This window comes from Pseudomonas fluorescens, from assembly GCF_902497875.1.
GTDB classification, from domain to species: Bacteria; Pseudomonadota; Gammaproteobacteria; order Pseudomonadales; family Pseudomonadaceae; genus Aquipseudomonas; species Aquipseudomonas fluorescens_BR.
Genome location: NZ_CABVHY010000023.1, coordinates 46,526 through 71,177, shown reverse-complemented (window position 1 = coordinate 71,177; position 24,652 = coordinate 46,526). Strand labels below are relative to the sequence as shown.

Sequence of the window (24,652 nt, the reverse complement as noted above, 5' to 3'; positions counted from 1 at the left end):
CAGATTGACCGACGCCTTGCGGATCGATTCAGCGGTGCCGATCTGCTTGCGGAAGCTCAACACCTGGACCAGGTAGAAGTCCGACGAGCCGTCGCCGTAATCCATCTGGACGGCGAAGTTCGAGTCGCTACGCACCGCCGCTTTCACGGCCGCCTGGCCCGCATCGCTCGGGTCTTCACCCAGGGTGACGCTCTGGCTGCCCGCATCGAAGGTGCCTTTGACTTTGCGCTTGCGGCGGTTGGCCAGCGCGGTGAAATCGGCAGTGCTCGCCTCGTCGCCAATCTCGCCAGCGTCTTCAACTTCGCCGACCTCGATGTAGGTGAGCGCCTTCAAGGCCAGGATGGCAGCGGCAATACCAGCCGCATCCTCGCCATAACTGACGTTATGTGCCGGGCCGATCAGAAGCGTGACGCCGGCGGATGTTTTGATAGTCATGGTTGCCCTCCAGGGCGCGGGTGGTTTTCAAGCAATAAAAAACCCGCTCAATGGCGGGTGCTGGTGGTGCGCGGCGGAATCAGTGTTGGGTGATGATTCGAAGCGTGACGCTGCCCATGTAGGTGACACCGTCCGGCTCGCGGTGGGTGCCGGCGCGCAGGACGCGAACCGATACAGCCGTGCCAGTGCTCAGTGGGAGCGGAACCTCGTCCAGGGCGGCAGCGATCTCGCCGTTGATGCGCTTCACTTCGGCCTGGCCTTTGTAACTGGACCAGACGCTCAGATAGAACAGGCGGTTTTCGCGCTTCTTGCCGGACACCGGAGTGGTGTTATCAACCGCTTCATAATCCAGCGTGACGTACGGATACATGGTGCCTGCGGGCACCGCATCGAACACCGGGACCGTCAGGCTCGCTGACAACTTGTCGAACAGCGCCTTTTGCAGCGCCAAGCCTGGGTCACTCATTTGGCCTCCGCAGCCTTGCTCAATGTTGAAGCGATCGCCTTGGTGATCAGGTCGACGATCTGGTCGCGGTTCATGTCGTACGACGGACGAAGCCACGGATGTGCCGGGCGGGCCGGTATGGCTGTATCGCCCATGGTGTAACCCTTCGTCCCGTATTCGCTGAACCTGGCGTAGAAGTAGCGGCGGTTGTCCTTTTTCCCTCTGATCCCGATCTCTGCATCAAGACCGCTCTTCGATACAAAAGCCGTCAGGGCTTCCGCCGAGTCACCTGTGTCGCGAGGGATTAAGTAAGTTTGGGTCTCAAGCACCAGGTTGGCGGCCTGAACCATTGCGGGCCGCAGGTCGCTTTCGATCTGATTGCCGATCCGCCGCAGCAAACCGCGCAACTTGAAATCCCCTTGTACGCTCGATCGTCTGGACATCGCTACGCCTCCTGGGCTTTTACGAGAGAACACAGCAACCGGAGCATGGAGTGCTCGTTGTCGAGTAGCGCGGCTTCGACCAGATAGCGATCCTCCCCGTGGACAATGCGGACCCCAGCAACCAGATCCGCAGCAGGCCGCACCCGGATCTCAGCGGTCACCAGCGCGGTGATTTGCTGCGCAACGACTGAGGTTCGACCTGTAGGCATGGTGATTTCTGCCCAGATCTTGCGCAGTTCCGCCCAGCCTTCCTTGTAGCCACCCATTCCGTCTGAAATGCGCGTTTGCTGCTGCACAGAGCAGCGATGACGTAGCGGGCCGGCTCTCATTAAATCCCCCAGCCGACACGATAAGGCGTCAGAAGTGAGCGCGAGCCCATAGGTAACTCGCTTGAGGCGACCCCGACCACAACATCTTCCCGGTTGGCATACAAGCTGCCGAGAATAAGCAGGCAAGCCGCTCGAACAGAGGGGTTTATGAGGATCGGGTCAAGCCCTGCCGAACCGTCCAAAATCGCAGCAGCAAGAGCTGTTTCATCTGCAAAGAAGCGCCGATTCATAAATTGCGAGGCGCTGTCTTCGGCCGCCGCAAGCAGCAACTCAACATGAGCCCGATCGTCGTCTTCGGCGCGCACTTGCTGCATCGCCTCATCCGTATTGATCGCATTCATATCAGGCCTTCGGATTTTTGTCAGTGGCGAGGCCAGCTGCGATAAGTGATACCGCGTCATGCTTTGGCGAGGTATACCCTTTGCCGCCAGCGCGTCGGACTTCGTTACCGTCGAGGTAGCTGCGCAGCGGGTAGACGGTAATTTCGCCCTTCTCGTCCGATTGCACCTCGGACTCTTGGCTCACCACAGGCTTTGATTTCACGATCACCTCTGGGCTATCCGGCGGGGCAATCTCCCCGGTCGCACTCGAGTCTCTGCGTGCCATTTGCACATCTCCTGAACAAGCGAGGCCGCCCGGAGGCGGCGCTCTGTGGTGAAGAATCAGACAGCGGTCAACTCGCCGGTTACGAATGCTTCGGGGCGATACACGGCGAAGGCCAAGCGCTCTTCAGCACGGATGGACACCATGTTCTTCTCGAAATCATCGGCGTTTTCGGTCGAGATCAGAACCTCAATGCCCATGCGGTCATAGATCTGCGCGGCCAGGCTAAATGCGCCCACTAGGAACTGGTCTTGTACGATGGCCTGAGTTTCCACCACCGGCAGGTTCCACAAGCGTGGCGTGGTGCCGTCCTGAGGTTTGCCAATGATGTAACGGCCGTCGCCATCCTTAAGCAGCTCAATCGCAGCCCAGTCAATCGGGTTGAGCACGATACCGGTGGACGGAAATTCCGCCAGCATGGCTTGCAGTAGCGCCAGGCGAATGCGGTCGATGCGCTGCTCAGCTTCGACAACGATGCCACCGGGGGCAGCGTAGGCCTGGGCCTGCGGGATGATGCCCTTGAGGTTGTTGCCGGTACCGTTGCCGTAGAGCAGCTGCGCCTCTTCAGCCATCAGCAAACCGTAACGCGCCCGAGCATCGATGTAGCTTTGCAGTGCAGAGGCGTCATCGAGGATCTGGCGGCTACCTTTGAACAAGTGAGCGATGGTGCGCACGTTCGCATTTTCCAGCGCGAAGGTGAGTTCACTGTACGGCTTGGCCAGGCCCTCACCAACGATGGCGGCGTTATTGGTGAAGCCGGTTTCGCGAACGTACTCGACCGAGCTGCTGCCTGTGGTACCCGGTGCGACCAGGTCACGAATAGTCAAGCGGCGCTGCGGTGCCAGAACCACGCCGACACGCTCGGTCTGGACCAGCGCGCCGCCAGAGGTTGGTGCGGAGGTGATGGCAGCGCGAGGTACTTCAACACGGCGCGAACCACGGAAGGAGCTAGTCACGCCCTCTTCCGCCATCTTGGCCGCAACCATGTCACCAGCAGATTGCTGAACACCCGCCTCATGCTGCTTGCCAGCATTGACCAGCTTCTGCTCCGCTTCCTGCATGCGAGCTTGCAGCTCGCCCTGCTTCATCAGCAGCTCATCCACCTTGCCACGGGTTTCAGCCTGCATTTCACCGGAGGCTTTGATTTCCTTCTCGGTGCGTTCGGCATAGGTCTTGATCTGATCGCCAACGGCTTTCAGGTCGGCCTGGGTTTGCTTCTGGGAAGCTTCGATTTGGGAGAGATCTACGGGCATGATTTTTTCCTTTCATAAATGAAAAAACCGCCTCTCGGGCGGTTAATAGTCGGTTGCGGCTTCAGTCGCTTAGCAGCTAGGGATAAGACTCCGAAGTGCCGACGCCTGGTTTGCGGTTTCTTCAAACGCGGATAGATCAAGGGCAGCGCTAGGCGTACCCGGCACGACAGCGCGAGGCTTGTCGCCGCCGACAGCGCTGGGCGTGCCGGTCTTGATTTCTGAAATTAGTTTTCGACGCTCGCTGCGCGTCATGCCGGACTTGGCCAGGGCGGCGTCCAGCTTGCGAGCTGAATGTGCCTGAGCCTGCTCTTCGTCAGGCACCTCCGTCACTTCGGCGGCAGAGATAAGCCCTGTTGCAAAACCCTTCTCCACGGCGTTCGCACCGTTCATGTAGGTTTCGGCGTCGAGCATCTTCTCTACGGCCTTTTCGTCCTGGCCGCTGGTGTCGGCATACAGGCTGATCATCGCCCGATCAAACTCCTCCATGGTGTCGGCCAGTTCGCGGATCGCATGCCGGTTTCCGGCGAAGTACGTCCAGCAGTTATGGATCATCAGGAAGGCCGTCTTGGCCACTTCCCGCTTGGCGCCCGCCATTGCGATCACGGACGCGGCAGAAGCGGCCAACCCGAGCACCTTGACGGTGATCTCCTGCGAATGTTCGAGCAGGCGGTTATAGATCGCGATCCCCTCGAACATGTCGCCACCCGGGGAGTTGATATAGACCGTGACAGGCTTGTCGCCGATGGCACGCAGGGCAGCGTCGACACGTTTGAGTGTCACGCCCTCACCGTACCAGTCTTCTCCGATGATGCCGTACATGGTGATGGTGTCGGTTCCGGCCTCCAGTGCAGCGCGAAGGTCCGGGTTCCACATATCGAGCGCACGAGGGCTCAGCTCACAGCGAAAGCTGCCGGCCTTGATGTTCAGCTGCATGGTTACTCCTGATTCTGGCCGAGCCAGTTTTTAAGGGCGGCCTGTGCGGCCTGGCTATCGGTTGACTTGCCCAACTGGTCGATGGGAGCCAGGTTGGTCTGCACAGTGAGCACCGCAGCGTTTCCACCATGGCGAGGCAGGTTTTCTTTAACGCGGCACTCGTCGCGGGTCATGATCCCGTTCTGGGTCATTTTGCTGTACCACTCCGAGCGCCCTGCGCTGTCTGCCTTGAGAAAAGCCTCCAGCGAGAACTCTGCATAGTGGGACTGCCGCTCGACCGGAGTCAGCAGCCGCTTGTTTACGCACTGCTGAATCTGATTGGTGATCGAACTGATGCTGAACGTCAGAAAGGCAATCATCTGCTGTTCAAGACCTGTGCCCCAGTTGCTACCGGAATCCGTCTTGCCAACCATCCAGGGTGGAACGCCAAACCAGCGGCAGACCTCTTCAATGCTGTACGACCTGGACTCCAGAAGCTGGGCGTCGACCGGGTCAATCCCGATGGACTCTGGTGTGATCCCCTGCTCAAGTACTGGAGAGCGACCAGCATTCAGCGCGCCTGATATCTGCTTCACATAGTCGCGAAACTCATCACGCTGCTCAGGCTTCAGTATCCGGTCAACCTTGAAGGCCACCGCCGGCAACAACCCGTTCTTGAAGGTGCCGTTCGCAGCATCGTCAGCCGACATTGCTGCGCCGAAAACATCAGCGCCGTAGCGGATCGCCGAAAGGCCCACCCGACCATCAAGGCTGAACGCCGGAATGTGAAGCATGTTTTGGCGCTCAATCTGTCGCCGAGCACCCTTCCTTGGCCTGTACCAGTAGGTGATGCGCCCGTCATCATCGAGGTCAAGATCGACTCGCGATGGCAGAAGGAAGTCCAGCGCAACAATACGAGAGCCAATGCGCAGGATCTCGGCAAAAGCGTTCCCTCGAAGCAGCATGGCAGCGACCATTGCCTGCCAGAACTGAAACGCGGTCATGTCCTCGTTAGGGCTGTTATGAATAACGTCGTACAAGCCGAAGTCGCGCGCATCCTTCCTGCCGCCGTCGACCTCGCGGCGGTAAACTCCGAGCGGAAGCCCCGCAACCGATGTCGAGATAATTCGCACGCAGGACCAGACTGCGGAAAGCTGCATGGCGTTGTCGACGGTTACAGTCTTGCCAGAGCTGGACTGTCCACCGAGAAACTGCCCCCAGAAACCGCCATCGCTCAACTTGATGGACTTTCCGAACCATTCGCCCAGTGACGCTTTGGGCTTGCTGGCTGCTCGACCAATCACGGCCGATAAGGATTTAGTCACCTGTCAGCCCCTTGCGCACAAAACCAGCGATGAGAAGTAAAGAGGCGCCGCCAGCCAGCAGCGACCAGCCCAAGCCGAACAGGACGTAAACACCGGCGACACCGACGGAGAACCCAGCCAAGGCGGTAAAAATGTATACGTGCAATGGATTCATACGATGATCGGATTCCGAATGGCGGCCATGAAGTCGTCATTCCCCCGTCCTTCGGGGTTCAAGGAAATCAAGGTCACTGCGTTGAACAGAGCCATCAATGGGTCGATCTTGGCCGACCCGCTGGCTTGCTTGGTGATCAGTATCGAGTTGGCCCGAGGCTCGACTTTGGCGTTGCCGACACACCAGGCCATCATTGGCTGGCCGCCATGCTTCATACCGCCTTCAGCTAGCTTGCGTTCGGCCGTCTTAATAGCGCCGCCCAACTTCCAGCCTTGGCTGATGGCGACAATTTTCTCCGGGGGAATCTCACGTTCGATCATTGCGTCGTAAATCGCCCCGATGCCAACGGGGTCGACACCGACCTTGTCCAGCAACCCAGACGCCTCGATCTGCTCGACCAGGTCGGCCACGTCATTTACGTCATCGCCGATGCGAACAGACAGGGTCAGGTTCCCTTGCTTCTCGAAATCATGAAATCGTGGCGCCTCGGCCTTTCGACGCTCGAGGACTGAGGGATGAGCCCAGGCGTGCGTCCAGATGAGCCAATCTCTGGTTCTTTTATCCCGGCCAACTGCCGCAAAACCGAGTAAATCGTCGAGCCCGCCGCCGTCAATGCCAACTGCGATCACCTCAGACATCGCGATAAGCATGTCCAGGGTAAGTACGGGTACGGCAGCTGCCTCCCAGAAGTCCGCGCCCGCCCACCGACTGGACATCAGCGCAAGCCCAATCTCGACGTTCATGTGCTTAGCGAGAAAATCCCGGATGGCCTCTTCGCCGGTCTCCTGAGCCTCTTGGTACTTCTGCTCGATTACCTGCTGATCTACCGAAATGCCCCAGTTAGGATTCGTTACGTAGGCATTCGACAGATTTTTGTGAAGGTCTTTTTCAATCATCCATGCTGGAAACTCGTAGATGATCGGCAAGAAACGCTTATCTACAATCCTTCCATCGCGGACGCCGCGGGCATAGTCCAGCTTGGCTTTGAAGACGCCTGCCGGAGGCGACGCCGACTGGGTGGTGCAATAGAACACGAATCCTTCTGGCCGTGATGCGAGGCCGCCCGTTGCCTCTGTGAGCATGTTTGCAGACTTGGCCTGTTTCCCGAACTCGTGCAATTCATCGATGAAGACGCCTATCGCCTTTTTACCCGTGACCGTCGCGCTGTCCGCCGCCACCACCTTCAACGTTGCGTGGTTAAGCCGGTCGGTAATAGTGCGGATGTGCTCTTGCTCGTGGAATCTGGCCTCCAGTTCCGCATCTGCCTTGATCATGTCGCGGATCGGCTTATAAGCGTTATCCGCCGCCTCTTTTGTAGGGGCGAGAATGATGAATTCGCCAGAAGCCCGAGCATTTAGAATGAGCGCGGTCAACATGATGCCGGCGGCAATGGTGCTTTTCCCGTTTTTCTTGCTGACCATCAAAAAGTAGTTGGTGATTAAACGGCGCCTGGCTTCTTGGTCATAGGAGCCGAATAGCACCGCAACTAGATCAAGCACCCATGGCTGGCATGTATCCCCCATTAGGGGGCTGTCAGTCGCGTCAACCATCCGGAGATTACAGAAGACATCAAGTGCATCATCCGCCTGGTCTTGAAATATCGGCGTCAGAGGCATGATCGATTTACGATCAACGATGCGCGACTTCCAGTCAGGACAAGCCGTGGTCCATTCCATCATTTCACCGCCCTAAGCTGACCCGGCTTGCGTAAACCGAACCTGCCGGACGCCACCTGCTCGGCGGCTTCCTGAACCTGCTCTTTCTTCCCCTTCTCGCCTGGCTTGCTGACCGTGAAACTTGCCAGCGCTTTCGCTGCATCCAATCGAAGTTTCGGATCCATATCTTCGTCAGCCATCATCGACTTGAAAAAAGACAGAGGGTCTTCATCCCCATTTATGGATGGCTGAACTGTGCGCTCAGTGCGTGGAACCGCCACGGCCGGGGCACGTACAGGGCGTTCAGACTTGCTGGCTTTAACACTGGTTTTAACATCAGCTTTAACATCCGCATTAACAGGGAAAAGCGCGTTGAGTTTATGCAGTTCGCGGATCACGTCGGGATCCTTGGCTAGCCTGGAGCCCGCTGCAGAAGCGGTCTTCTCGGAACATCCCGCAGCAATCGCTGCATCTTTGTTGGACGCACCTTCCCTCACAGCGACGATGAAAGCGCGCTTTTTGGAGGTGAGTGCCATCTTTAACAAAATCCTATGAGGGGAAAAAATCTCTACGTGCGGTCGGGGGCGGTGTCCGGCACAAAAGGTTCCACGGTCTTGACCCGCCCCGTGGGGTTAGTGACGCGCCACACCAAAATGGTGCGTTTCTCGATGTTCTGGCACGCCATTTACGTGCTAGTCAATAGCCGCTGCCCCGGGCAGCCTCGGTCGCCGTCTTGAGTTGATGGCAGGGGACGCAAAGCGACTGCAGGTTGGCGTCGTCGTCGCTGCCGCCTTGGGCGATATTGACGACATGGTCGACTTCAAGGTCTAGCGTGACAACGCCGCAGGCCTGGCAGGTGTACTTGTCGCGGATCAGAATCATCTCGCGCTTGCGGCGCCACGGGCGGCCACCTCGGCCAGAGCCCCAGCCACTCTGTTTATCATCAGTCAGCGGGGCAGCGAATTTGCGGCCCTCGGCTTCCTGCATGCGGGGCTTGAGAGCGGTCAGTCTGCCCATGGCTAATGCGCCTCCAGCGAAAGCAGGATCATCGCCATCGTTGCGCCGAGCATCGACGCTTCGGATCGCGTGGCAATGTCGATCACTTCTTGCTCGGCCTGCTTGATCTCTGCCTGCTGGTCCGCTGGCATATCGCTGATCATGCCCTTGAGCTGGTAGTGCTCGGCCTTGTCACTCATCACTAAGCTCCTTGGACTCAACCCGAACATCACCCCAGGCGTGGTAGCCGTCGAGGTATTCAGTTCCAGGGATGATCTCAAGCGGGTTGTAGTGGGCAATGATCAGCCCAAGCTGGGTATCAGCGAAGGTGACGTGGTTCACCTTGACTCCATCGAGATACACCTCACGCGCGCCTCGGCCATCATCGACGGTATGGACATGCTCCTGGTTGAAGTAGTCGGTCTCTGTCTTGGCGCTATTCATCAGCACTCCCCCGCTTGAGCTGCTCGGCCAACAGTGCGCCGAGGTGCGAGGCAAGACGGTCACACAGCGCCGTATCCCGTTGAGCACCCGCCTCTGACATCTGCTGGTGTTCGTCACGCAGCATCCGCACCGTTGATTCAATGGCCTGCTCCAGCGGATCGAGACTGAAGCCGACGACTTCGCCCAGAGTGGCAGTGACAGTCTCAACTGCAGGTGCGCGGCAGGCAGGACGAAACATTAGCCGGTTGCCAATGTACTGATCGGGTACAAGCACGAGATCACCGGCGTTGATCAAGCCTTCAAGCAGGATCATGGCCTGCCGGACCTCAACACTGAACTCCACAGCCTGGGCGGCGCTATTGCGTCGAACGACATGCTCGTTATCGGGTTGGCTCATTGCGCTCTCCGGACTGGCTGATGGACTGCGAAAGGGTGGGCGATGGTCATTCATCGGGCTACTCGACGGTTGCGTTAGGCCAGATGGCCTGGACGAATGCCAGGGCTCCAGCGTGGTCGTGGTCTTCCGGCATGTTCATTGGGAATGGTGGGTAGCCGGGGGGGTTGAGACTGACCAGTTCTTTTTGGTCATGCCTCACCTCTGCTAAATGGATCAGCAGGCTTGGCATTCGTTGCTACTATTAATTAGCTCAAGTGCGTACAACTAAATAGAACTTCGCTCAACTTTGCTCAGAGAGGCGCAGATGCTCCCGAGATACGTGGTTGTGCCTGCGATCCCCACCGGGACCGGATCAGTTCGCTGCGGAAAGCGCAGTTCTTGGACGGCTGCGGTCAGCTTCAGTATCTACGACAATCGAGATAAGCAGCGCTTGCAGCCTACTTACCCCACCAAGGCAGAAGCGCAGGCAGAGTGCGAAAGGCGTAACGCGGTGCAACTACTAACTTCGGTCGGTTGGAGTAACTGCCCGATATCTGAGTGAAAGTTCAAGCCGCAGTCCGCGACACAATTTGATGATTCGCGAAACGTGTCGCGACCTAGATCTCGTCCGCCTTGCGTTCGGCCCAGCGCTTGGCCAGCTGACGTGCGTACTCGACACCGAGGATGCCAAGGAAGCCGGCGGTGGCGAATGACCAGGCAATGCTGAACCCGAACTCCTTAACCGTCAGACCAACCACCATCACGATCAGCGATCCAAGCAACGCTTCAATCAGCTGGCGCCATGGTTTGGTTTCTTTGCCGTCGTACTGAATGCGGAGCCATGTCAGGGCGAAGGTCAGCCCCATAGCTAAGCCGTTCTCTCTCAGGGCGGTCAGCACCAACACCCAGAACGACGGGTCTTTTTCCGGCATGAGTTTCATCCGCTGTCCTCCCTTGCGGGGAGCGTAATAGGTTCGGCCCCAACAGCACTCCCGGCTTAGAGCGACGGGTGTGGTAGGGCCGAAAACGAAAAAAGGCCCGCCGATATGGCGAGCCTTTGAAATAGGTGCAGATGTCCGGGGCTGATCTCCGGCTTTACGGGCTGGCTCGTTGGGTCACATACCCCAGCCTCTCATCGCGTAGACGATCAGGGAGCGCACGGCTTTGATCGACGCCACTACCGACTTAGCGCAGCTGCCTGCGCGTGTCATCTGCATAACGTGCGTGTCTTCCCACGCTGCCCGTCAGCGCTACTCCAGGGTGATGGAGCAGGAGCACGCTGACTGCCGGTGTTTATCGCACCACCGCACTGACCGGCGAATCGGTGTCCAGACATCCCCCGAAGGGCCACTCTGGCTGTGATCAATATCAAATCGCAGAAAGCAAAAAGCCCAGCTCGGCGGCTGGGCTTTTTTGTGTCGTCTCTCATAACGCGCAAGATCGACATGATGGGGTTAATTTACGATCAAAGCGCCACTACGGTCAAGCGGCTTCTATGAAGATTTCTTCCCGATCGAATATCTCGGTCGCATGCACCACCGCTTGCTCCTCGAGGCGCTCAAGGCACCGTGCAATTCCAGTCTTCCAGCGGCGCCGTGTCGACTCTGGTTTGCCCTCAAGATCCCAAGTGTTCATGTCGTAGAATTCCGCTGGAAGCACGATCATATCGGTGGAGCGTTTCACGTATTGATCGCGATCGACCTTCACCTCGACAGTCCAACCTGAAGTGATCATCTTGCCGACAGCCGCGAACTCGAGCTTATTTCGTAAGCCGCGGCTTGCAACCTCGCGACCGCCGCGCGGGCTGACCTGTAAGCCCTTCAGCTTTGGGATTGCCCATGCCGTGACCGCCTTATAGATGAACAGTTGCGGCGCTGGCGAACTGATGCGGCTGATCAGGCGGCCGATTGCACCCACCTTATTGGCCTTGTGGGTCGAGAACTTCGCTACCAGCACATCCCATTGAGCCGGGGCCAGGTCTCGGTGCAGCAGCGCATGAAGGCAGCAGTCATAGTCGAACTTGTCGCGGACCGAGATGGAACTGCCCGTGCCACCCTGGCGCAGGTCAGCATCAATCAGCTTCTGCCAGCTCTGTTTGGTGCTGTTGTCGATGTTGTCGGCGGCCAGTACCCGGACCAGTGTGCCCATCACGTCTTTATAGATGCCCATGGTTTCCCCTTAATCCCCGGTGTAGTTGGTGCCGCCGGCGCCGCGGCGGTTGTTCTGTTCGTATTGGGCTTGCGGCCCACCTGACGGTATGGAGCGGCGAAGCTCTTGGGTCTCCCGGGCCGACTGCTGAAGCATCAGGCTCAGCTGGGTGACCAGGTCCGACACCGGCAGCGCCTCACCAGTTGACTCGGCAACCCAGCCCGAGGCGTTGCACTGGTGGCAATCGATCTGGTGGAAGACGCCGCTGATCACTGCCCGACCACGGCAGGCCGGGCACTGCTTGAGCGGGATCACTTCCTTCTTGAAGGCGGGGCCATGGCTCTTTTTCATCGTTTTTAAACCTCGCCTATGGTTGTGTTGGGAGTAGCACTCAAAGCCACGTCAGCCGTGGGCTGTAGGCAAATGCTGGATTCTTTGTTTTCGACGCCCTCCAACCCGTGAATGACGGCAAAACCTTTGGCGTCTAAATGGGCGTGCCATAGCTCCAAGGCTGAACGCTTACGCTCTTCCACTGTGGTGTGGATGTAGGCCTGCACGTTATGGCCCATGGCGTGGTTGATCAGCATCTCGCCAATCAGGAAGTCGATTCCCAGATCAGCCCAGCCAGTACGGGCGAGTTTGCGCAGGTCGTGACTGGTCCACTCGCCCTGCCCCAGCTCCTTGAATATCCCGCTCGCCTGGCCCTCGGTCATGCCCTTACTGTTGCGTGCCGGGAATAGGTATTGCCCGGCGTACCCACCGGTGGCTTGGCGGTCGCGGTAGCGAGCCAGCAGCGCGCATACCTGATCAGTCAGCGGCAGGGTGTGCTCGACCCGCGTCTTGGTGTGCGCGGCCGGAAGATGCCAGGCCCGATCGGCAAGACTGATATGCGACCACTGCGCCATTCGGGTTTCGCCGACGCGTGTGCCATGGCAGAGCATCATCAGGGCCAGCATGCCGTGAGCCGGGCGCCGCTCGAACGCTTCAGCCAGTTGCTCGAGCAAACCTTCAACCTGCACTCCGCGCAGCCGGGCGGCCTTGGCCTTGATCTTGGTCTTGGAGAAGTCGCTGAACTTGATGCCGGCCATTGGATTGGCGGGGATCATGCCGAGGGTGTGCGCCTGGCGAAACGCGAGCACCAGCAGCGCGAATATCAGGCGAACGAACTCAAGCGACAGCGTCTCCTGCAAGGGCCACATCAGCTTGGTGTCGAGAGTGCTTCGGTTCACATCCGCGAAGCCAAGGCCGCCAATACGCGGGATCAGGTGGCAAGCGATGGCAGACTTGGCAGTGCCCTTACGTTTGGCCGACAGGTGCCGATCACGGCTCATCCTGTCGGTGTACCACTGCAGCAATTCACCCAAGGTTGCCCAGGGTGAGACGGTGGCGCCCGATTCTGGATCAGTGCCGAGGCGCATCCGCAGATCAGGCAAAGCCGCCAGCACGGCCTTGGCAGAAAGATCGGGGTATGCGCCGATCTTATTCCACTTCTTGCGGACCACCAGCGACCAGGTGCCGCGCGGGCGAGCCTCGGTGAAGCGGAAGTACAGGCCGGGGTATCGCGGGTCACGCATCAGCACCGCTGAAGGATCATCTGCCCGTCGCCGCAGCTCCGCATCAGAAAACGCAACTGCCAAGGTCATGCGGCTACCTCAACGTAATCGGTTATGCGAACGCGGACAGCTCCGCCCTTGATGGTCTCGGCACTGATCTGCAGCGGGGTGACGAACCGGCTGTCATCGATGCCCAGGGCTTCAGCCACACCATCACGGCCGGACTTGAAAGCTGCGATGCAGTTGTCATCGTCCCGCCGGCGGCGATCTGGCGGGATGAATTCGAGCGAAAGCAGCACGCGGCCAGCAGGCACCGCCAATGCAGCCTGGCGGCACAGCAGGAAGCAGGCGTTACGGTAGGCCTTCGCCGCCTTGCTCTTGGTCGCCCAATGCACTCGCGCATTCGGGCTGAGCACCTTGGGCGGCCATGGCAGTGTCAAAGTTTGATCGCTCATCGCTGCCCCCTCCACTTCTTCGCCCAGAACGGCGTTTTGTTCTTCTGCATGGAAACCTGCAGTTCTAGAACAATCTCTGCACAGATACGGTCCGCGATCTCTTGAAATACATCGCGCGCAGTACTGAATCGATGCGGCATGCTTTGGTATTTGCGCATTTGCGCATCCCAATCCAGATCGTGCGCACGCTCATGAATCAAGCGCACCGACTCTTGCGTCTCGCGCCCCGCTGCAATCTCGCCATCGAAGTACTCGAAGAAAGCGCCCCATGCGTCAATCGGGGGTGGTGGCATTTTTCCATCGCCCAATGGCTTCACGCTTCCACCTCCGAGCCATCCAGCCAGGCGAGGAAACCAGCCGGCACGTCCTGCCCTGACTCGGCCAGGAACTGAGCGCAGAAGCTCAGCAGCTCGGACTGCTTGCCGTATGCCTCTTCGAACTGCACCTTTTGGCCGTGCACTGCGTAACCAGGGAAGCCCTCGGCACCGTACCCGTGCTGGTGGTGACCAGCGCACAGCGGCAGCACGTACCAATGCGCATGCGGCTTCGTCCGGCCATCAACGTGATGGATGCTGCACTGGTCATTGTGAATGTCCTGGCCTACCCGGCACGCAACACAACCAATGCCCCGGACAAGCATGTCGTGCCAGCGCTTCTGCTGGGCAGTAACGGAACGGCCTTTCATACCTTCTCCCCAGTGACGATATCGATTACTTCGAAGGTGCTTGGCCACATCAAACGACCGAACTGCTGGGCAACCGCGCGGTGTTCGAACAGGCCAACGGCGCGGTCCGGCTTGTCGGTGAGATCCAACTTGTAGCCGCAGCAATGCACTGCGAAGCGGTAATCAACAGGATTGGTATTGGCGAGGCGCTGTTCAGACATGAGCGTTTTCCTTTGCAAGGGCGGCGATCGCCTGTTGAGACAAAAAGGCCCGGCGGGCGGCGAACTCTCGTTCGGCTTTTTCGCGGGCTTCCTTCTTCCGTTCATCGCTGGCGGTGCGCATTTCCAGCATGCTGGCCTTGATGCCTTTCAGCTTTTCCCTGATCGCCGGGGTTGGCTTTACGACTGTCCCGGTTATCAACCCCGCGAGAGCCCTACCGTCCTCAGTGATCGGCTCATGACTCAGGTCAGCCAGGTAGAGGCGGCCGCGTTCTTGCGGAATGCGTTGCATCTGCACGGCGGCGGTGACCGCTTCGACCCGGCGGTTGGCATCGAAACCGATGGAGACATGCCAATTGACTGACTTTGTCTCGGTCCGAGCCTGGGTCACGAGCCTCTCGTAAGCGTTGATGAAGGCCATGCGGGCGCCGACCTTGTCGCCAAGATTCAGAACCGGGCGGGCTGCGCCGAGCGCAATCTGGATCTCGTCAGTCATCACCACCGTGTCGAATTCATCGTTGGAGGCCAGCGCAATGGCCCAAGCCTCGTCCTTGTCCGGACGGCCGTCGGCTGCCTCGATGCGCGACAAGATGTCCGACATCGTCAACTTCCCGCGGACCTCTTTCCGACAAGCCTTCAATGCCTTTTCGATCAAGCCCAAAGGGTGCTCGCTCAAATCGACCGCCATGATGGCGGCAGCGTTTGGGCTCAGGGTCACACCCATCGCTTCGGCGGTCCCACACAGAAGGTCGATCGCCAGGTCCAGCTCGTTCTGGTTAAGCATTGCCGGCACCACGCTTGCGCAACATTGCCTTGGCTTGTTCGGCCGTCGACATGTTCGCCTGGGTGTTTTCCATCTGTTTCGCGGTAGTGCTGTTGACCTGTGTGTTCGTTGCCCACTGAGTGCGGTAGGCCTCGGCCTTGGCCAGCAGCGAGCCGATGTCGTGGCAGGAGCGAATCAGGTAGGCGTCTTGGATCGAGACGTAGTAAGCCGCGACAAAGCGGGCTTCATCAGCACCAAGGCGTTTCAGCAGGTTGTTGATTTGGGTATTCACCGTCGCGTTACGAACAGGCTCTGTGTGGTAGCGATCGAAGTAAGCCGCTGCGTAGCTGATCCAGATCCCCCGGCAGGCTTCTTGGCGGTCAGCTTCAATTTTTGCTTTCGACCGAGTCTCTTGCTCAGGATCCGAAACGACGACCGCGCCCTGCCCGACCAGGGCCGGGAAAGAAGATTGCGGTTCTACTGACGGATCAATTGCGGTTCTATTACGGTTCTGGGTGCAACCACTGCGGGGGGGTGGTGCAGCATCTGCGGGGGCGGGGTGCGGCTGCTGCGGAGGAGTACCCGCAGCATCTGCGGGGCGCATATCCTGCGGGGGTGCAAATGCTGCTGGGGTTATGGTGTACATGGTCGAACGGCCCATGCGTTCACGAACAGACACGACCTTTGCAGAGATCAACCACTTGATCGCGCTTTGCACTGTTCTCTCAGCAAGACAGGTCCGTTGACCGATCTTCGCAACTGATGGCCAGCACACACCCTCATCGTTGGCATTGTCAGACAGGGAGATCAGCACGGACTTTTGAGCAGGGCTCATGCCCTGGAGCGGCCAGCAGGCGCTCATGATGATGGTGCTCACAGGGGTGTTCCTTGGATTTGTTCGGCCAGGGTGGTGATGCCGCGGCGAGTGACCATGACTTGCTCGACGACTTTGAGCTCTTCCAGTTCGGCGCCGACCTTCACCAGCTTGTGCTCAAGCAGGCCGCTGGATAGCCGAGGCTGGAATGCAGACCAGCTGGAGTGACTGGTCCGGCGATAGATCCAGCGGTTGTCGCTCAACCACTTGAATAGCCGCAGAGGTGCCACCCCAAGCTGTTTGGCGGCATTGGTGATGCAGACGGAGCCATGGGTATTGGCGAGGCGATTCAATGCCTCGACCTTCGGTGTCTGCTTCTGGATGACGGCCTGAAGCTGAAGGTTGTGCTCGGCCTGGTCGGCTGCGAGCCTGAGTGCTTCAGGAAGAGTTTGCGGGACCGTGACAACCTGTCGTGACACGTTTTCAAGTTCGCTCAAACGTGTCACGACCCGGTAACGAAGCGGGATGCTGTAGCCGGTCAGGAGTGTTTCGGTCAGTAGGCGATCAAGGCGAAACTCGGCGGTGTAATCCCGGCCATCCTTGATCTCATGGAGATGGCGCAGATCTGCGCCATCAGACTCCAGCGCTTTCCGCATGGCGCGAACATCACGGATCACGTCCTTGTGCTGCTTGCCGGTGAGCTCGGCGATTTCCCGGCTCGACATGGTGACCGTGTTGCTTGGAGCGACGATCGTGTTCATAATGGCCCCGCATTGTTTTACAAGTTGTTGAAGAAGCCAGGCCACGAACCTGGCTTTTTTGTGCCTGCGATTTAGCCGCGCGCCTTGTGCAGCTCGATCACTGCCCCAACCTTTTCGAGGCTGGCGGCGATGTACTTGGCGTGCATGGACCGATAGCGCTTGGCTTCCGACTCATCCATCTCCCCGTCAGCCAGGGCCATTTCGACAAAGCGGTCCATCTCGCCGCGCATAACCGACTCATGAAGCGAGCGCTGATAGAGGTCGACGTTATCCAGCTGGCCAGCCTCAGGAATTTTCACGAACACGCCGCCGTACATGGCGCAGATGTAGTCGGGCAGATGCTCAGTCTTGGTTTCGCTTTCCAGCACGAAGATCTCGGCGTCACTCAGAGGCTTGCACCCTGCTGTCTCGTAGATCTGGTTTTCCAGGCGCTTGTCCTTGATCCCGAGACGAGCCGCGGCGCAGTCCATGCCGCCAGGGAAGGCGCTGGACACGGCAGCCATAACTTGGCGGCGGGTCTCTAGTACGAGCGTTTTCATGTCCTAGTTTTTCCTTTGTGCTAATGCAGCCAAAATGCCATCACCGAAATTGATCAGGGATGAACCCATGACCTTCTTTTCTTCTTGGCCCCTTATTAGGTGCCAGCCCCGCCTGGTCCGATCCCTGCTGCAATGGCCCCTAATAAGGGGCCGGACCTTCACCTCACAGGGAAAATCGAAACCACGTTTTCTGCCTGGGGGCGGCTTCGCAAGGCTGCTTTATCTGCTGCGAGGCGAGCGGCACTTCGCCGCTCAACCGCACGCTCTGTTATTTGCAAGATTCGATCGGCCAGCTGATCCATGCCGATACCGACCTCGTCAGCCCACCGCTCAAGCTCGTCTTTCTCGTCCTGCGTGTACTGCCCTACTTCCGTTAATGCAGGCATTAGTGCCTCCTCCATGGCCTGTTCAGGCGCTGCGTTTCTTGTCGTTGACCTGGGGAATAGCGTCCTGCTCTCGCTTGGCTTTCAGGGCCGCCCGAATGAGGTCGCGAACTAGTGCGTCAGGCTGAATTTTTAGCTCGCGAGCCAGCTCGCCCAGCGCCGGAAAGCCGTCCAGCTCGTTGTCGTCGATCAAAGGGAAGTAGCCGTAATCCTCTTTGAACCGCAAAGCCGCCAAAGTGAGGTCGCGAACCAAGGCGCCCGGCTGAATCTCGCGCGCCTCCGCTTCCACCTTGATAGCGGCGTAGGCATCGTCATTCAGGCGCGACTTCAGCTGGTGAGTGTTGCGATGCGTCTTGTTGTCGTAGGCCATTGGTTCACTTCCGCATTCGGGGGTGACGGGACTGGGTTAGGCGGCAGAAAGTGCTTGATTGGAGGTTGGGGCGATCTGACCCCACGGGAACGTAGGGCAAAGATCGGCGCGATTAACCGCCCCCTCGGTCAGCGCTTCAATTTGCAAGGCGCGCCTGACAGGCACTGCACGCTCACCCGAGCACCACTGATTCACGGTCGGGGCGGTAACACACAGGCGGCGAGCCATTTCCGCTTGGCTGCCCAGCAAACGGGATGCTTCTTTGGCTGCTTCTGCTGATTTCATGATTTATCTCCTGGAGATTGATCGTGAATATAAGGCATTACCTTATCTCAGACAAGCCATTGCCTAACCAACTTCAGAATAGGCCTAATTAGGCAATGCTTACCGGACCAGAATTAGGCGCAGCCATCGAGGCAGCGCGGATCGCCAAGGGCGTATCGAAAAAGAAAATCGCAGACGACTTCTTCGTGAAGCCTCCGTCGATACAGGGCTGGGTGAAAACTGGCCGTATCGACAAGTCGAAGCTGATGGATGTGATCAATTATTTTGGGGATGTAGTAGGCCCAGAGCATTGGGGGTTGCGCCCCGGATTCTCCTTCGAAAACCTTCCAGAGGATCCTCTTAGCAGCGAAACGGCTGACGCTTTGGAGCCGAACACGCCCTCCCGGTCTACGTCAGACTTGGTTCGGCAAATGCTCAGCAAGGTAAAAGGGCTTTCAAATGAGGCCCGCGATCGGATCGTGGCAGCAGCAGAAGAGCCAGAGAAAGAGCCGGCAAGCTATTTGCCGGCCAACATGGAAGGCCTGCGCCCTAAGAAAGACGAGATCCTGATACCTCAATACGACGTGCGCGGCGCCATGGGTAACGGACAGGTGCCGCCTGATTACAATGAGGCGATTCGAAACCTGGTCGTCAGGGAAGAGTTGCTGCGCGAGAAAGGCGTCTCCTACACCTCAAACTCCGCCCTGGCCATGGTTACAGGATGGGGCCAGAGCATGGAAGGCACCATCGAGGACAAAGATCCCGTGATCGTGGATCGCGGAATCACCGAATACGCCGGCGAAGGTGTCTACCTCCTTAATTGGCATGACGAGCTTTTCATAAAGCGACTTCAGCGAAAGGACGAGGACCATCTGTGGCTCATCTCTGACAACAAGCATTATGAAAAGCTGGCAGCGCGAATCGACGACGTAACCATCAGGGCAAAGGTCCTGATGGTGTGGAATGCCAGGAAGGTTTAGCGGTCATCCGCCGCAAGACGACCCAATGGGAGAGCCCCATGTCACTCACCAAGCCCAACCAGCAGCTGCGCCGCGACCTGAAAGCCGCCGCGTTCGCCCTAGAAGAAGCCGCCCTGGAAATGTTCAGGATGGAAAGGCAGCGCGGGAATACGGAGCTTCTGGAGGCAATGGCGACGATCGTAAAACTGCATGAGCAGGCTGATCGGCTGAGGTCGTATGCGGATGAGGTGAAGGCGGGAAGGATTGTGCGGGGGAAGGCTGAGTAGCATGCGTTCTGGCGAGCTATGTATTTGCGCTAGTTACTGAAGGACAAGCAATGCCCTGCAAACGGGTTACTCAATGAAGAAGAAACAGGCGGACAGTAAAGCAGCAGCGACTGCTGCTGAAATTGAGCATTCTATCCAAGCCTTGAACAAAATGGCTGAGCGCCTTTGGGGAGATGGTCGAGAGACCGAGGCGAAAGCCCTCCTTGATGCCTTGGATTCTCTAAACCGGGCGCTGGACCGGATCAGGATTGGCGAAAGTCGCAGGGTTACGACCCTTCATTGAACACCGACATGGACTCATTAAAAGGCCTAAAGCGGCCAGAATATGCATGAGGCATAGATGACACTGACCAAGCCAAATCAAGACCTAAAGCGCGATCTCCAGGGCGTCGCCTCTGACCTCAAGTGGTCGGCAGTGGAGCTACTGCGGGTCGCCGAGCGGCTGAGACTGGCCGGGAATGAGGCAGACTCCCAGGCCGTGCTGAGGATGTGCAAGATCTTCCAGGCAGATGACGATCGGTTGAATGCTTATGCAGTGGAGATCGGGGCTGGGAGGATTGTGCGGGGGAAGGCTGACTAAACGGTGGTGAGGGTTTGGAGCCAATCTGGTGGTGGGATTTGTAGAGCGAGCGTTCTAAGGAGCTCCTTGCGGAGCTGATAATTAAGGAGGAAATATGGCTAGACAGAGCGATTTATTCCCATCCATTACAGAAGCGCAACAGGAAGTGGCAGAGAAGCAAATTGTAGAAAAACAAAAAGAAACCGATTTTGACATAAGAGAATATCCAATTGAGGTAATAGTTTCAAAATACACAGAGAAGCTGGAAGAGAGCGATAAGGCTGAGCTTTTCATTCCGGACTATCAGCGTGAGCTGGTATGGTCTGATAATCAGCAAGCAAGGTTTATTGAATCCATTTTTTTAAATCTTCCCATACCGTATCTATATGTTGCCGACGTAAACAACGGGGAAAACGAGGGTCGCTTAGAGATAGTTGACGGATCGCAACGCATAAGAACTTTGACACGCTTCCTTCATGGAGATCTTGTTCTTGCCGACCTTAAGATGCTGCCGCTACTGAATGGATTTCGCTTCAAAGATTTCACAATACCAAGACAGCTCAGATTTAAGCGCAAAACGATGAGAATGATTGAACTGATGGAAGTCGATGAGGAGGCCCGTCGCCAATTATTCGACCGACTAAATACAGGTGGTACGAAACTCAAGGACATGGAACAACGTTTTGGTTCGAAAGATGGAGCTTTTACTGACTTCGTTAAAGAAATAGCTGCAAATTTAAAATTTAGAACCCTTTGCCCTATAAGCGATGTCAGGATAAACCATCGAGACTACGAGGAAATGACGCTTCGATTCTTTGCTTATCTCGACAGATATAAAACGTTTAACAAGAGAGTCGATTTATTTCTAGATGACTATCTCGAAAGCATGAATAGCAGTACCTTTGACCCTAAATCACTAGAATCGCGTTTTGAACAAATGCTCGAATTCGTGGAGACTAATTTTTCCAACGGATTCAAAAAAGATAAAAATAATCTCTCTGTTCCCCGAATTAGATTTGAGTCCATTGCCGTTGGAGTAGCTCTAGCGCAGATAGAAAAAAGCAACCTAACCTCCGCACCTATGGACTGGCTCGCTAGTGAAGAATTTAAGACACTCACGCGATCCGACTCAAGCAACTCAAGACCAAAGGTCATCAATAGAATTCACTTTGTTCGAGACAGCCTTTTGGGTAGAGCGATTGAATATGACCAATAGCGAGGTCCTAATTTTTGAGTTGTACGATCTATTTCGACAGCGCCATGCAGAAGTCAGGCGCTATATCGCCCTCACAGAATTTATCTCCAGCAACAGGATTACCGCGCTAACCCGCGCAGAGGGAGGTCCCGCGCACCCAGCGGAAGACTTTCCACTCTCTCGAGAGCTAACAAAAACGCTAAGAGCGAATGCATATTTACTACTATACAATTTTGTCGAAGCGACGATGACAAACGCTATCGACACTATTCACAAGACTGTGGATAGTGACAATTTGGGATTCGACGGACTCAGTAGAGACTTGCAGAACATCGCACTAAATCACTTCAAGCGAGCATTAAGGGATAACAATGCTCAGGCGCTCGACGACAGAGTGCATCCGATAGAAATCGCAATAACCAAGCTCGGCTATAATAAAAACCAAATATTTTCCGGAAACGTCGACTGCAGGGAAATTAGGCTCACCGCCGTGAAGTATGGCTTTAAAAGTCCAGATCCTAATTTAAAAGGGCGTAACATACTGCGGCAAATAAAAGATGTCAAAGATAAGCGCAACGCCTTGGCGCATGGTCGATTGTCATTCGAGCAGTGCGGTCATGATGTATCTCCAGAGTACCTAGCAAAAGTATCATATGAGACGGCCGTTTATTTGCGATCTGTGCTATGGTCCGTGTCATATTATCTAAGGCAGCGCACATATGCGGCGGCCCTTCCGGGCTGAAAAATATTGTTCGTTATTAGGCCCTTCGTTACGAGGGGCCTCTTTAGTTACGGCTATTAAGGGCGAGGAGCACAGCGTGAGATTTTAGATGCTCTTGAATACTTAATCCAATTACCTCCCCCAGCCTGACCGGTACAGCATTACCAATCATTCTTCCCACACCTTTAAATGTTATTTTATCCGAAGGCATAAACTTATATTCATCCGGGAAGGACTGTAGGATGGCCGCCTCTCGCAGTGAGATTGCACGATCTTGCTGGGGATGACCAAAGCGACCATTGCCAAAACCATAGCATAGCGTAGTCATTGTCGGGCCCGGCTCATCAGGCCGCATTCTACCGTAAACACTAGGGAAGGTTTTCCCGCTTGCTTTGCGGTGGCAATCAGCGCGCAACTCTTCCGGCCAAGATTTCCATGTTCCGCCTGGAGTTGATTGCATGATGCGCTGCAAGTTTATAGGAGTAAGCGTAGCGGCCCTATGCAACTCGTCTGAAGGGTCGCATGCTCCTGCAGCAATTTTAGGTAGATGGCCGATAGCCTGAGCAACCGTTACAGGCTTACCAATATGCGTAGGCGGAATCATAGATATGGCGCCGAGCCTGGAGGCAATGAGCACATGGCGGCGTCGATGTTGAGGCAAGCCATAATCAACGCATCGGATTGTTCCAGCCCACACGTGATATTCAGCCTGAAGCCCATCTACGAAATCTTGATAGACTTGATGCTTGGTCACGTCCGGAACATTTTCCATGGTGACAATGTCTGGGTTGGCTGCCTCAATCAGTCTTTTAAACTCATAAAGCAGGGGCCACTTCCTATCTGTGCGAGTATCGCGCCCCAAACTATAGGATGAGAATGGCTGACACGGCGCGCAGCCGGCAAGAAGCTTGATTCGGCCTGATTGATACCACGAGCATATTTCGTCGGCAGTAACGTCAGACACGCTTTTGGCAACAAATTCAGCTTGATTATTTTCCCGATATGCATACTCACAGTTTCGGTCAATGTCGTAACCCGCCCTGACATTGATGCCTGCCATACGTAAGCCGGCCGTCAATCCCCCTGCGCCGCAAAACAAGTCAACAGCATCAATCATTGTGGTCAAATCCCCTATCAAGGATGCATTCTAACGGATTACTTGACCAAGATCGATCTCGGATTAGAGAGAATTTTGGAAGGTGGGTAGGCTTGACCTGCGGTAACTTGCAGGCTTTTCGTATCCACCCTGTCATGCTCCCGTCATACCTACAAAGCACAATGCGGTCAGCCAAAGGGATTTGACCCCGTCTACAGAGAGCCCGTCCCGTGCGGGCTTTTTTGTGTCTGGTCAGCACCACCCATGCACTCTGCGGTGCTGGCAAGCAATGTCCCCGCTTGCTGGGCCAGTTTTCGCCACTCGTCGCTACTGATGAGCCCGGAGCGCTCCATGTGATCCGCCGCCCGCAGCAACTTGTCGTAACGAGCCTCGTCGCTTATGAGGTTTGCAGCCATAGAGAACAGCTTTCGCCAGTTGGTCAGCGCCTGCTTCCTTAATTCATCCTTCATACGATCTCTGTATTGATTGCTTATGGCGTGCAGTCCATCGAGTGATCTTGGAAGTCACTATCAGAGCTTATCACCTGTATGGCCTTTTGATATCACAGAGTACAAAAGTACTCTCCCCGCTTTGCCTTCTACCGACGGATAAAATACTGTTTATTAATACAGTAAATCAGAGAAAAATCATGGCAAAGGGAAAGAAAGCACCAGCAGCCCCTACCCCGCCGACTTCGTTCGAGCTGATGGGCATGCGCGTCAGAAGATCATCAGTTCCCCGGCTGCGCAGAAGGCCAAAGAGGCGACGCTATACCGCTCCCCGGATGAGCCTGAGGACGACTGGAATCAATTGATGCAGGACATTGGCGAGAACGAGAACGTCACCGTGGAGCGCCAGGCGGACGGCAGCGTGTTCATTTACTGGGCCGTGCCCAGCGAAGATTGACCGCCGCGAATCAATTAAGCCCGCTGCGTGCGGGCTTTTTTGTTTCTGTCAGAAAGGCGCTAGCTCCTCATCGATAACCGTCAGCTCGTCATGCTCCTGTACGGCTGGATCATTCTCGTCTGACGCCTCCCACTGCAGCGTCACCGTTTCGTCGTCGTTGAATGTCAAATCGATGCCGTCCGTCTCGGACAGCAAGCCCATCACCTCATCCCACTCTCGGTCACCATCCGTATCAAGGCGGTGGATCCTCACCCAACGCTGACCCTGCGCAATGGGATGGTTGATCATCCCAGAGACCCGCAGCCCAAGCCTCTCCATCCCGCATATCTCCCGCCGCTCTACTGGTTTTGCCTGCTTCTTCGCCTTTGCCATTCCCGCCTCCTAATGCTGTATATCCATACAGGCTTAGCAAAGCTTATCTCAGCCGCTCGGAAATGTAACCCCTCAGTCCGAGACGGTGAGCCGAGAAAGACATTTGAAAATAATTAGGCATTACCTATTTACAATATATTAGGCATTGGCTTATTGTTCACCCATCGCAACCGGAACCCAATTAGGTGCCGGAAGCCGAGACAGCAACGCAGCACGCTCCAACCGCTCTTTAACAACCTGATCGATTAAAAGCTG

The 24,652-nt window shown here is 56.6% G+C and carries 41 protein-coding genes; 7 read left to right on the top strand and 34 right to left on the bottom strand.

Going from position 1 to position 24,652, the window contains the following annotated elements:
• The 31 genes from F8N85_RS22085 to F8N85_RS21935 all read right to left on the bottom strand — a co-directional run.
• The coding region (locus F8N85_RS22085) for a phage tail tube protein (protein ID WP_150805709.1) at positions 1 to 435 on the bottom strand (435 nt) is incomplete at its 3' end.
• Between the two features lie 79 nt (positions 436 to 514).
• Positions 515 to 901, bottom strand: coding sequence for a DUF3168 domain-containing protein (locus tag F8N85_RS22080; protein WP_150805641.1), 387 nt, complete (start codon positions 899 to 901; stop codon positions 515 to 517).
• Positions 898 to 1,323: an HK97-gp10 family putative phage morphogenesis protein gene (locus tag F8N85_RS22075; RefSeq protein ID WP_150805640.1), complete on the bottom strand. Its 426-nt coding sequence runs from the start codon at positions 1,321 to 1,323 to the stop codon at positions 898 to 900. Before F8N85_RS22075 ends, F8N85_RS22080 begins: the two co-directional genes overlap by 4 nt.
• A 2-nt stretch (positions 1,324 to 1,325) precedes the next feature.
• Positions 1,326 to 1,652 carry a phage head closure protein gene (locus F8N85_RS22070; RefSeq protein WP_150805639.1) on the bottom strand — a complete coding sequence of 109 codons (327 nt, stop codon included), beginning with the start codon at positions 1,650 to 1,652 and terminating at the stop codon, positions 1,326 to 1,328.
• Positions 1,652 to 1,993: a head-tail connector protein gene (locus F8N85_RS22065; RefSeq protein WP_150805638.1), complete on the bottom strand. Its 342-nt coding sequence runs from the start codon at positions 1,991 to 1,993 to the stop codon at positions 1,652 to 1,654. The genes F8N85_RS22070 and F8N85_RS22065 overlap by 1 nt, the downstream gene beginning before the upstream one ends.
• Before the next feature lies 1 nt (position 1,994).
• On the bottom strand, positions 1,995 to 2,258 hold the full coding sequence (locus F8N85_RS22060) for a hypothetical protein (protein ID WP_150805637.1): 264 nt from the start codon (positions 2,256 to 2,258) through the stop codon (positions 1,995 to 1,997).
• A gap of 56 nt (positions 2,259 to 2,314) precedes the next feature.
• On the bottom strand, positions 2,315 to 3,508 hold the full coding sequence (locus F8N85_RS22055) for a phage major capsid protein (RefSeq protein ID WP_150805636.1): 1,194 nt from the start codon (positions 3,506 to 3,508) through the stop codon (positions 2,315 to 2,317).
• 69 nt (positions 3,509 to 3,577) lie between these two features.
• Positions 3,578 to 4,441 (bottom strand): head maturation protease, ClpP-related, encoded by an 864-nt coding sequence (locus F8N85_RS22050; RefSeq protein ID WP_150805635.1) that lies wholly within the window; start codon positions 4,439 to 4,441, stop codon positions 3,578 to 3,580.
• A gap of 2 nt (positions 4,442 to 4,443) precedes the next feature.
• Positions 4,444 to 5,745, bottom strand: coding sequence for a phage portal protein (locus F8N85_RS22045; RefSeq protein WP_150805634.1), 1,302 nt, complete (start codon positions 5,743 to 5,745; stop codon positions 4,444 to 4,446).
• Positions 5,738 to 5,899 carry a hypothetical protein gene (locus F8N85_RS34600; RefSeq protein WP_191636234.1) on the bottom strand — a complete coding sequence of 54 codons (162 nt, stop codon included), beginning with the start codon at positions 5,897 to 5,899 and terminating at the stop codon, positions 5,738 to 5,740. Before F8N85_RS34600 ends, F8N85_RS22045 begins: the two co-directional genes overlap by 8 nt.
• Complete coding sequence (locus F8N85_RS22040; protein WP_150805633.1) at positions 5,896 to 7,578, bottom strand: terminase large subunit; 1,683 nt, start codon at positions 7,576 to 7,578, stop codon at positions 5,896 to 5,898. Before F8N85_RS22040 ends, F8N85_RS34600 begins: the two co-directional genes overlap by 4 nt.
• Positions 7,575 to 8,090: a terminase small subunit gene (locus F8N85_RS22035; RefSeq protein WP_150805632.1), complete on the bottom strand. Its 516-nt coding sequence runs from the start codon at positions 8,088 to 8,090 to the stop codon at positions 7,575 to 7,577. Before F8N85_RS22035 ends, F8N85_RS22040 begins: the two co-directional genes overlap by 4 nt.
• A 160-nt stretch (positions 8,091 to 8,250) precedes the next feature.
• On the bottom strand, positions 8,251 to 8,571 hold the full coding sequence (locus F8N85_RS22030) for an HNH endonuclease (RefSeq protein ID WP_263596383.1): 321 nt from the start codon (positions 8,569 to 8,571) through the stop codon (positions 8,251 to 8,253).
• 2 nt (positions 8,572 to 8,573) lie between these two features.
• Positions 8,574 to 8,750 carry a hypothetical protein gene (locus F8N85_RS22025; RefSeq protein WP_224795726.1) on the bottom strand — a complete coding sequence of 59 codons (177 nt, stop codon included), beginning with the start codon at positions 8,748 to 8,750 and terminating at the stop codon, positions 8,574 to 8,576.
• The gene (locus F8N85_RS22020; RefSeq protein WP_150805630.1) at positions 8,743 to 8,994 is read right to left on the bottom strand and encodes a hypothetical protein; all 252 of its coding nucleotides are present in this window, start codon (positions 8,992 to 8,994) and stop codon (positions 8,743 to 8,745) included. The genes F8N85_RS22025 and F8N85_RS22020 overlap by 8 nt, the downstream gene beginning before the upstream one ends.
• Positions 8,987 to 9,391: a hypothetical protein gene (locus tag F8N85_RS35065; RefSeq protein ID WP_224795725.1), complete on the bottom strand. Its 405-nt coding sequence runs from the start codon at positions 9,389 to 9,391 to the stop codon at positions 8,987 to 8,989. Before F8N85_RS35065 ends, F8N85_RS22020 begins: the two co-directional genes overlap by 8 nt.
• A 596-nt stretch (positions 9,392 to 9,987) precedes the next feature.
• Complete coding sequence (locus F8N85_RS22005; RefSeq protein ID WP_150805628.1) at positions 9,988 to 10,311, bottom strand: phage holin family protein; 324 nt, start codon at positions 10,309 to 10,311, stop codon at positions 9,988 to 9,990.
• Positions 10,312 to 10,852: 541 nt separating this feature from the next.
• Positions 10,853 to 11,539 carry a hypothetical protein gene (locus F8N85_RS22000; RefSeq protein ID WP_150805627.1) on the bottom strand — a complete coding sequence of 229 codons (687 nt, stop codon included), beginning with the start codon at positions 11,537 to 11,539 and terminating at the stop codon, positions 10,853 to 10,855.
• Positions 11,540 to 11,548: 9 nt separating this feature from the next.
• Positions 11,549 to 11,869, bottom strand: coding sequence for a hypothetical protein (locus tag F8N85_RS21995; protein WP_150805626.1), 321 nt, complete (start codon positions 11,867 to 11,869; stop codon positions 11,549 to 11,551).
• A 5-nt stretch (positions 11,870 to 11,874) separates the two neighbouring features.
• On the bottom strand, positions 11,875 to 13,161 hold the full coding sequence (locus F8N85_RS21990; RefSeq protein WP_150805625.1) for a tyrosine-type recombinase/integrase: 1,287 nt from the start codon (positions 13,159 to 13,161) through the stop codon (positions 11,875 to 11,877).
• A complete protein-coding gene (locus F8N85_RS21985) occupies positions 13,158 to 13,526 on the bottom strand; it encodes an endodeoxyribonuclease RusA (RefSeq protein ID WP_150805624.1) in 369 nt (122 codons plus the stop codon). The genes F8N85_RS21990 and F8N85_RS21985 overlap by 4 nt, the downstream gene beginning before the upstream one ends.
• Positions 13,523 to 13,843, bottom strand: a complete 321-nt coding sequence (locus F8N85_RS21980; RefSeq protein WP_150805623.1) for a hypothetical protein — start codon at positions 13,841 to 13,843, stop codon at positions 13,523 to 13,525. The genes F8N85_RS21985 and F8N85_RS21980 overlap by 4 nt, the downstream gene beginning before the upstream one ends.
• Positions 13,840 to 14,211: a Ref family recombination enhancement nuclease gene (locus F8N85_RS21975; RefSeq protein WP_150805622.1), complete on the bottom strand. Its 372-nt coding sequence runs from the start codon at positions 14,209 to 14,211 to the stop codon at positions 13,840 to 13,842. The genes F8N85_RS21980 and F8N85_RS21975 overlap by 4 nt, the downstream gene beginning before the upstream one ends.
• Positions 14,208 to 14,411, bottom strand: a complete 204-nt coding sequence (locus tag F8N85_RS21970) for a hypothetical protein (protein WP_150805621.1) — start codon at positions 14,409 to 14,411, stop codon at positions 14,208 to 14,210. The genes F8N85_RS21975 and F8N85_RS21970 overlap by 4 nt, the downstream gene beginning before the upstream one ends.
• Entirely contained in the window at positions 14,404 to 15,192 is a 789-nt protein-coding gene (locus F8N85_RS21965; protein WP_150805620.1) for a hypothetical protein, read from the bottom strand. The genes F8N85_RS21970 and F8N85_RS21965 overlap by 8 nt, the downstream gene beginning before the upstream one ends.
• The gene (locus F8N85_RS21960; RefSeq protein ID WP_150805619.1) at positions 15,185 to 16,048 is read right to left on the bottom strand and encodes a helix-turn-helix domain-containing protein; all 864 of its coding nucleotides are present in this window, start codon (positions 16,046 to 16,048) and stop codon (positions 15,185 to 15,187) included. Before F8N85_RS21960 ends, F8N85_RS21965 begins: the two co-directional genes overlap by 8 nt.
• Entirely contained in the window at positions 16,045 to 16,746 is a 702-nt protein-coding gene (locus F8N85_RS21955) for a phage antirepressor KilAC domain-containing protein (RefSeq protein WP_150805618.1), read from the bottom strand. The genes F8N85_RS21960 and F8N85_RS21955 overlap by 4 nt, the downstream gene beginning before the upstream one ends.
• A 71-nt stretch (positions 16,747 to 16,817) precedes the next feature.
• On the bottom strand, positions 16,818 to 17,285 hold the full coding sequence (locus F8N85_RS21950) for a YmfL family putative regulatory protein (RefSeq protein ID WP_150805617.1): 468 nt from the start codon (positions 17,283 to 17,285) through the stop codon (positions 16,818 to 16,820).
• A gap of 158 nt (positions 17,286 to 17,443) precedes the next feature.
• Entirely contained in the window at positions 17,444 to 17,671 is a 228-nt protein-coding gene (locus F8N85_RS21945) for a hypothetical protein (protein ID WP_150805616.1), read from the bottom strand.
• A 22-nt stretch (positions 17,672 to 17,693) separates the two neighbouring features.
• Positions 17,694 to 18,038, bottom strand: a complete 345-nt coding sequence (locus F8N85_RS21940) for a hypothetical protein (protein WP_150805615.1) — start codon at positions 18,036 to 18,038, stop codon at positions 17,694 to 17,696.
• A 36-nt stretch (positions 18,039 to 18,074) separates the two neighbouring features.
• A complete protein-coding gene (locus F8N85_RS21935) occupies positions 18,075 to 18,323 on the bottom strand; it encodes a transcriptional regulator (protein ID WP_150805614.1) in 249 nt (82 codons plus the stop codon).
• Positions 18,324 to 18,418: 95 nt separating this feature from the next.
• Between F8N85_RS21935 and F8N85_RS21930 the strand changes: the two genes are divergently transcribed.
• The 6 genes from F8N85_RS21930 (at position 18,419) to F8N85_RS21905 (ending at position 22,044) form a co-directional block, all read left to right on the top strand.
• Positions 18,419 to 19,282: a helix-turn-helix transcriptional regulator gene (locus tag F8N85_RS21930; RefSeq protein WP_150805613.1), complete on the top strand. Its 864-nt coding sequence runs from the start codon at positions 18,419 to 18,421 to the stop codon at positions 19,280 to 19,282.
• A 38-nt stretch (positions 19,283 to 19,320) separates the two neighbouring features.
• The gene (locus tag F8N85_RS21925; protein ID WP_150805612.1) at positions 19,321 to 19,548 is read left to right on the top strand and encodes a hypothetical protein; all 228 of its coding nucleotides are present in this window, start codon (positions 19,321 to 19,323) and stop codon (positions 19,546 to 19,548) included.
• A gap of 73 nt (positions 19,549 to 19,621) precedes the next feature.
• A complete protein-coding gene (locus F8N85_RS21920; protein ID WP_150805611.1) occupies positions 19,622 to 19,831 on the top strand; it encodes a hypothetical protein in 210 nt (69 codons plus the stop codon).
• A 57-nt stretch (positions 19,832 to 19,888) separates the two neighbouring features.
• Complete coding sequence (locus F8N85_RS21915) at positions 19,889 to 20,128, top strand: hypothetical protein (protein WP_150805610.1); 240 nt, start codon at positions 19,889 to 19,891, stop codon at positions 20,126 to 20,128.
• Between the two features lie 94 nt (positions 20,129 to 20,222).
• On the top strand, positions 20,223 to 21,323 hold the full coding sequence (locus tag F8N85_RS21910) for a DUF262 domain-containing protein (RefSeq protein ID WP_150805609.1): 1,101 nt from the start codon (positions 20,223 to 20,225) through the stop codon (positions 21,321 to 21,323).
• Complete coding sequence (locus F8N85_RS21905) at positions 21,313 to 22,044, top strand: MAE_28990/MAE_18760 family HEPN-like nuclease (RefSeq protein WP_150805608.1); 732 nt, start codon at positions 21,313 to 21,315, stop codon at positions 22,042 to 22,044. Before F8N85_RS21910 ends, F8N85_RS21905 begins: the two co-directional genes overlap by 11 nt.
• Positions 22,045 to 22,087: 43 nt before the next feature.
• On the opposite strand, the gene F8N85_RS21900 is transcribed toward F8N85_RS21905, so the two are convergent.
• Positions 22,088 to 23,140, bottom strand: a complete 1,053-nt coding sequence (locus tag F8N85_RS21900) for a DNA cytosine methyltransferase (RefSeq protein WP_150805607.1) — start codon at positions 23,138 to 23,140, stop codon at positions 22,088 to 22,090.
• 191 nt (positions 23,141 to 23,331) lie between these two features.
• Positions 23,332 to 23,589 (bottom strand): hypothetical protein, encoded by a 258-nt coding sequence (locus F8N85_RS21895; protein WP_150805606.1) that lies wholly within the window; start codon positions 23,587 to 23,589, stop codon positions 23,332 to 23,334.
• 256 nt (positions 23,590 to 23,845) lie between these two features.
• On the opposite strand from F8N85_RS21895, the gene F8N85_RS21890 reads away from it, so the two are divergent.
• On the top strand, positions 23,846 to 24,025 hold the full coding sequence (locus tag F8N85_RS21890) for a DUF1654 domain-containing protein (RefSeq protein WP_191636235.1): 180 nt from the start codon (positions 23,846 to 23,848) through the stop codon (positions 24,023 to 24,025).
• 48 nt (positions 24,026 to 24,073) lie between these two features.
• Here F8N85_RS21890 and F8N85_RS21885 read toward each other — a convergent pair whose 3' ends face one another.
• Positions 24,074 to 24,397 (bottom strand): DUF1654 domain-containing protein, encoded by a 324-nt coding sequence (locus tag F8N85_RS21885; protein WP_150805605.1) that lies wholly within the window; start codon positions 24,395 to 24,397, stop codon positions 24,074 to 24,076.
• Positions 24,398 to 24,652: the final 255 nt, after the last annotated feature.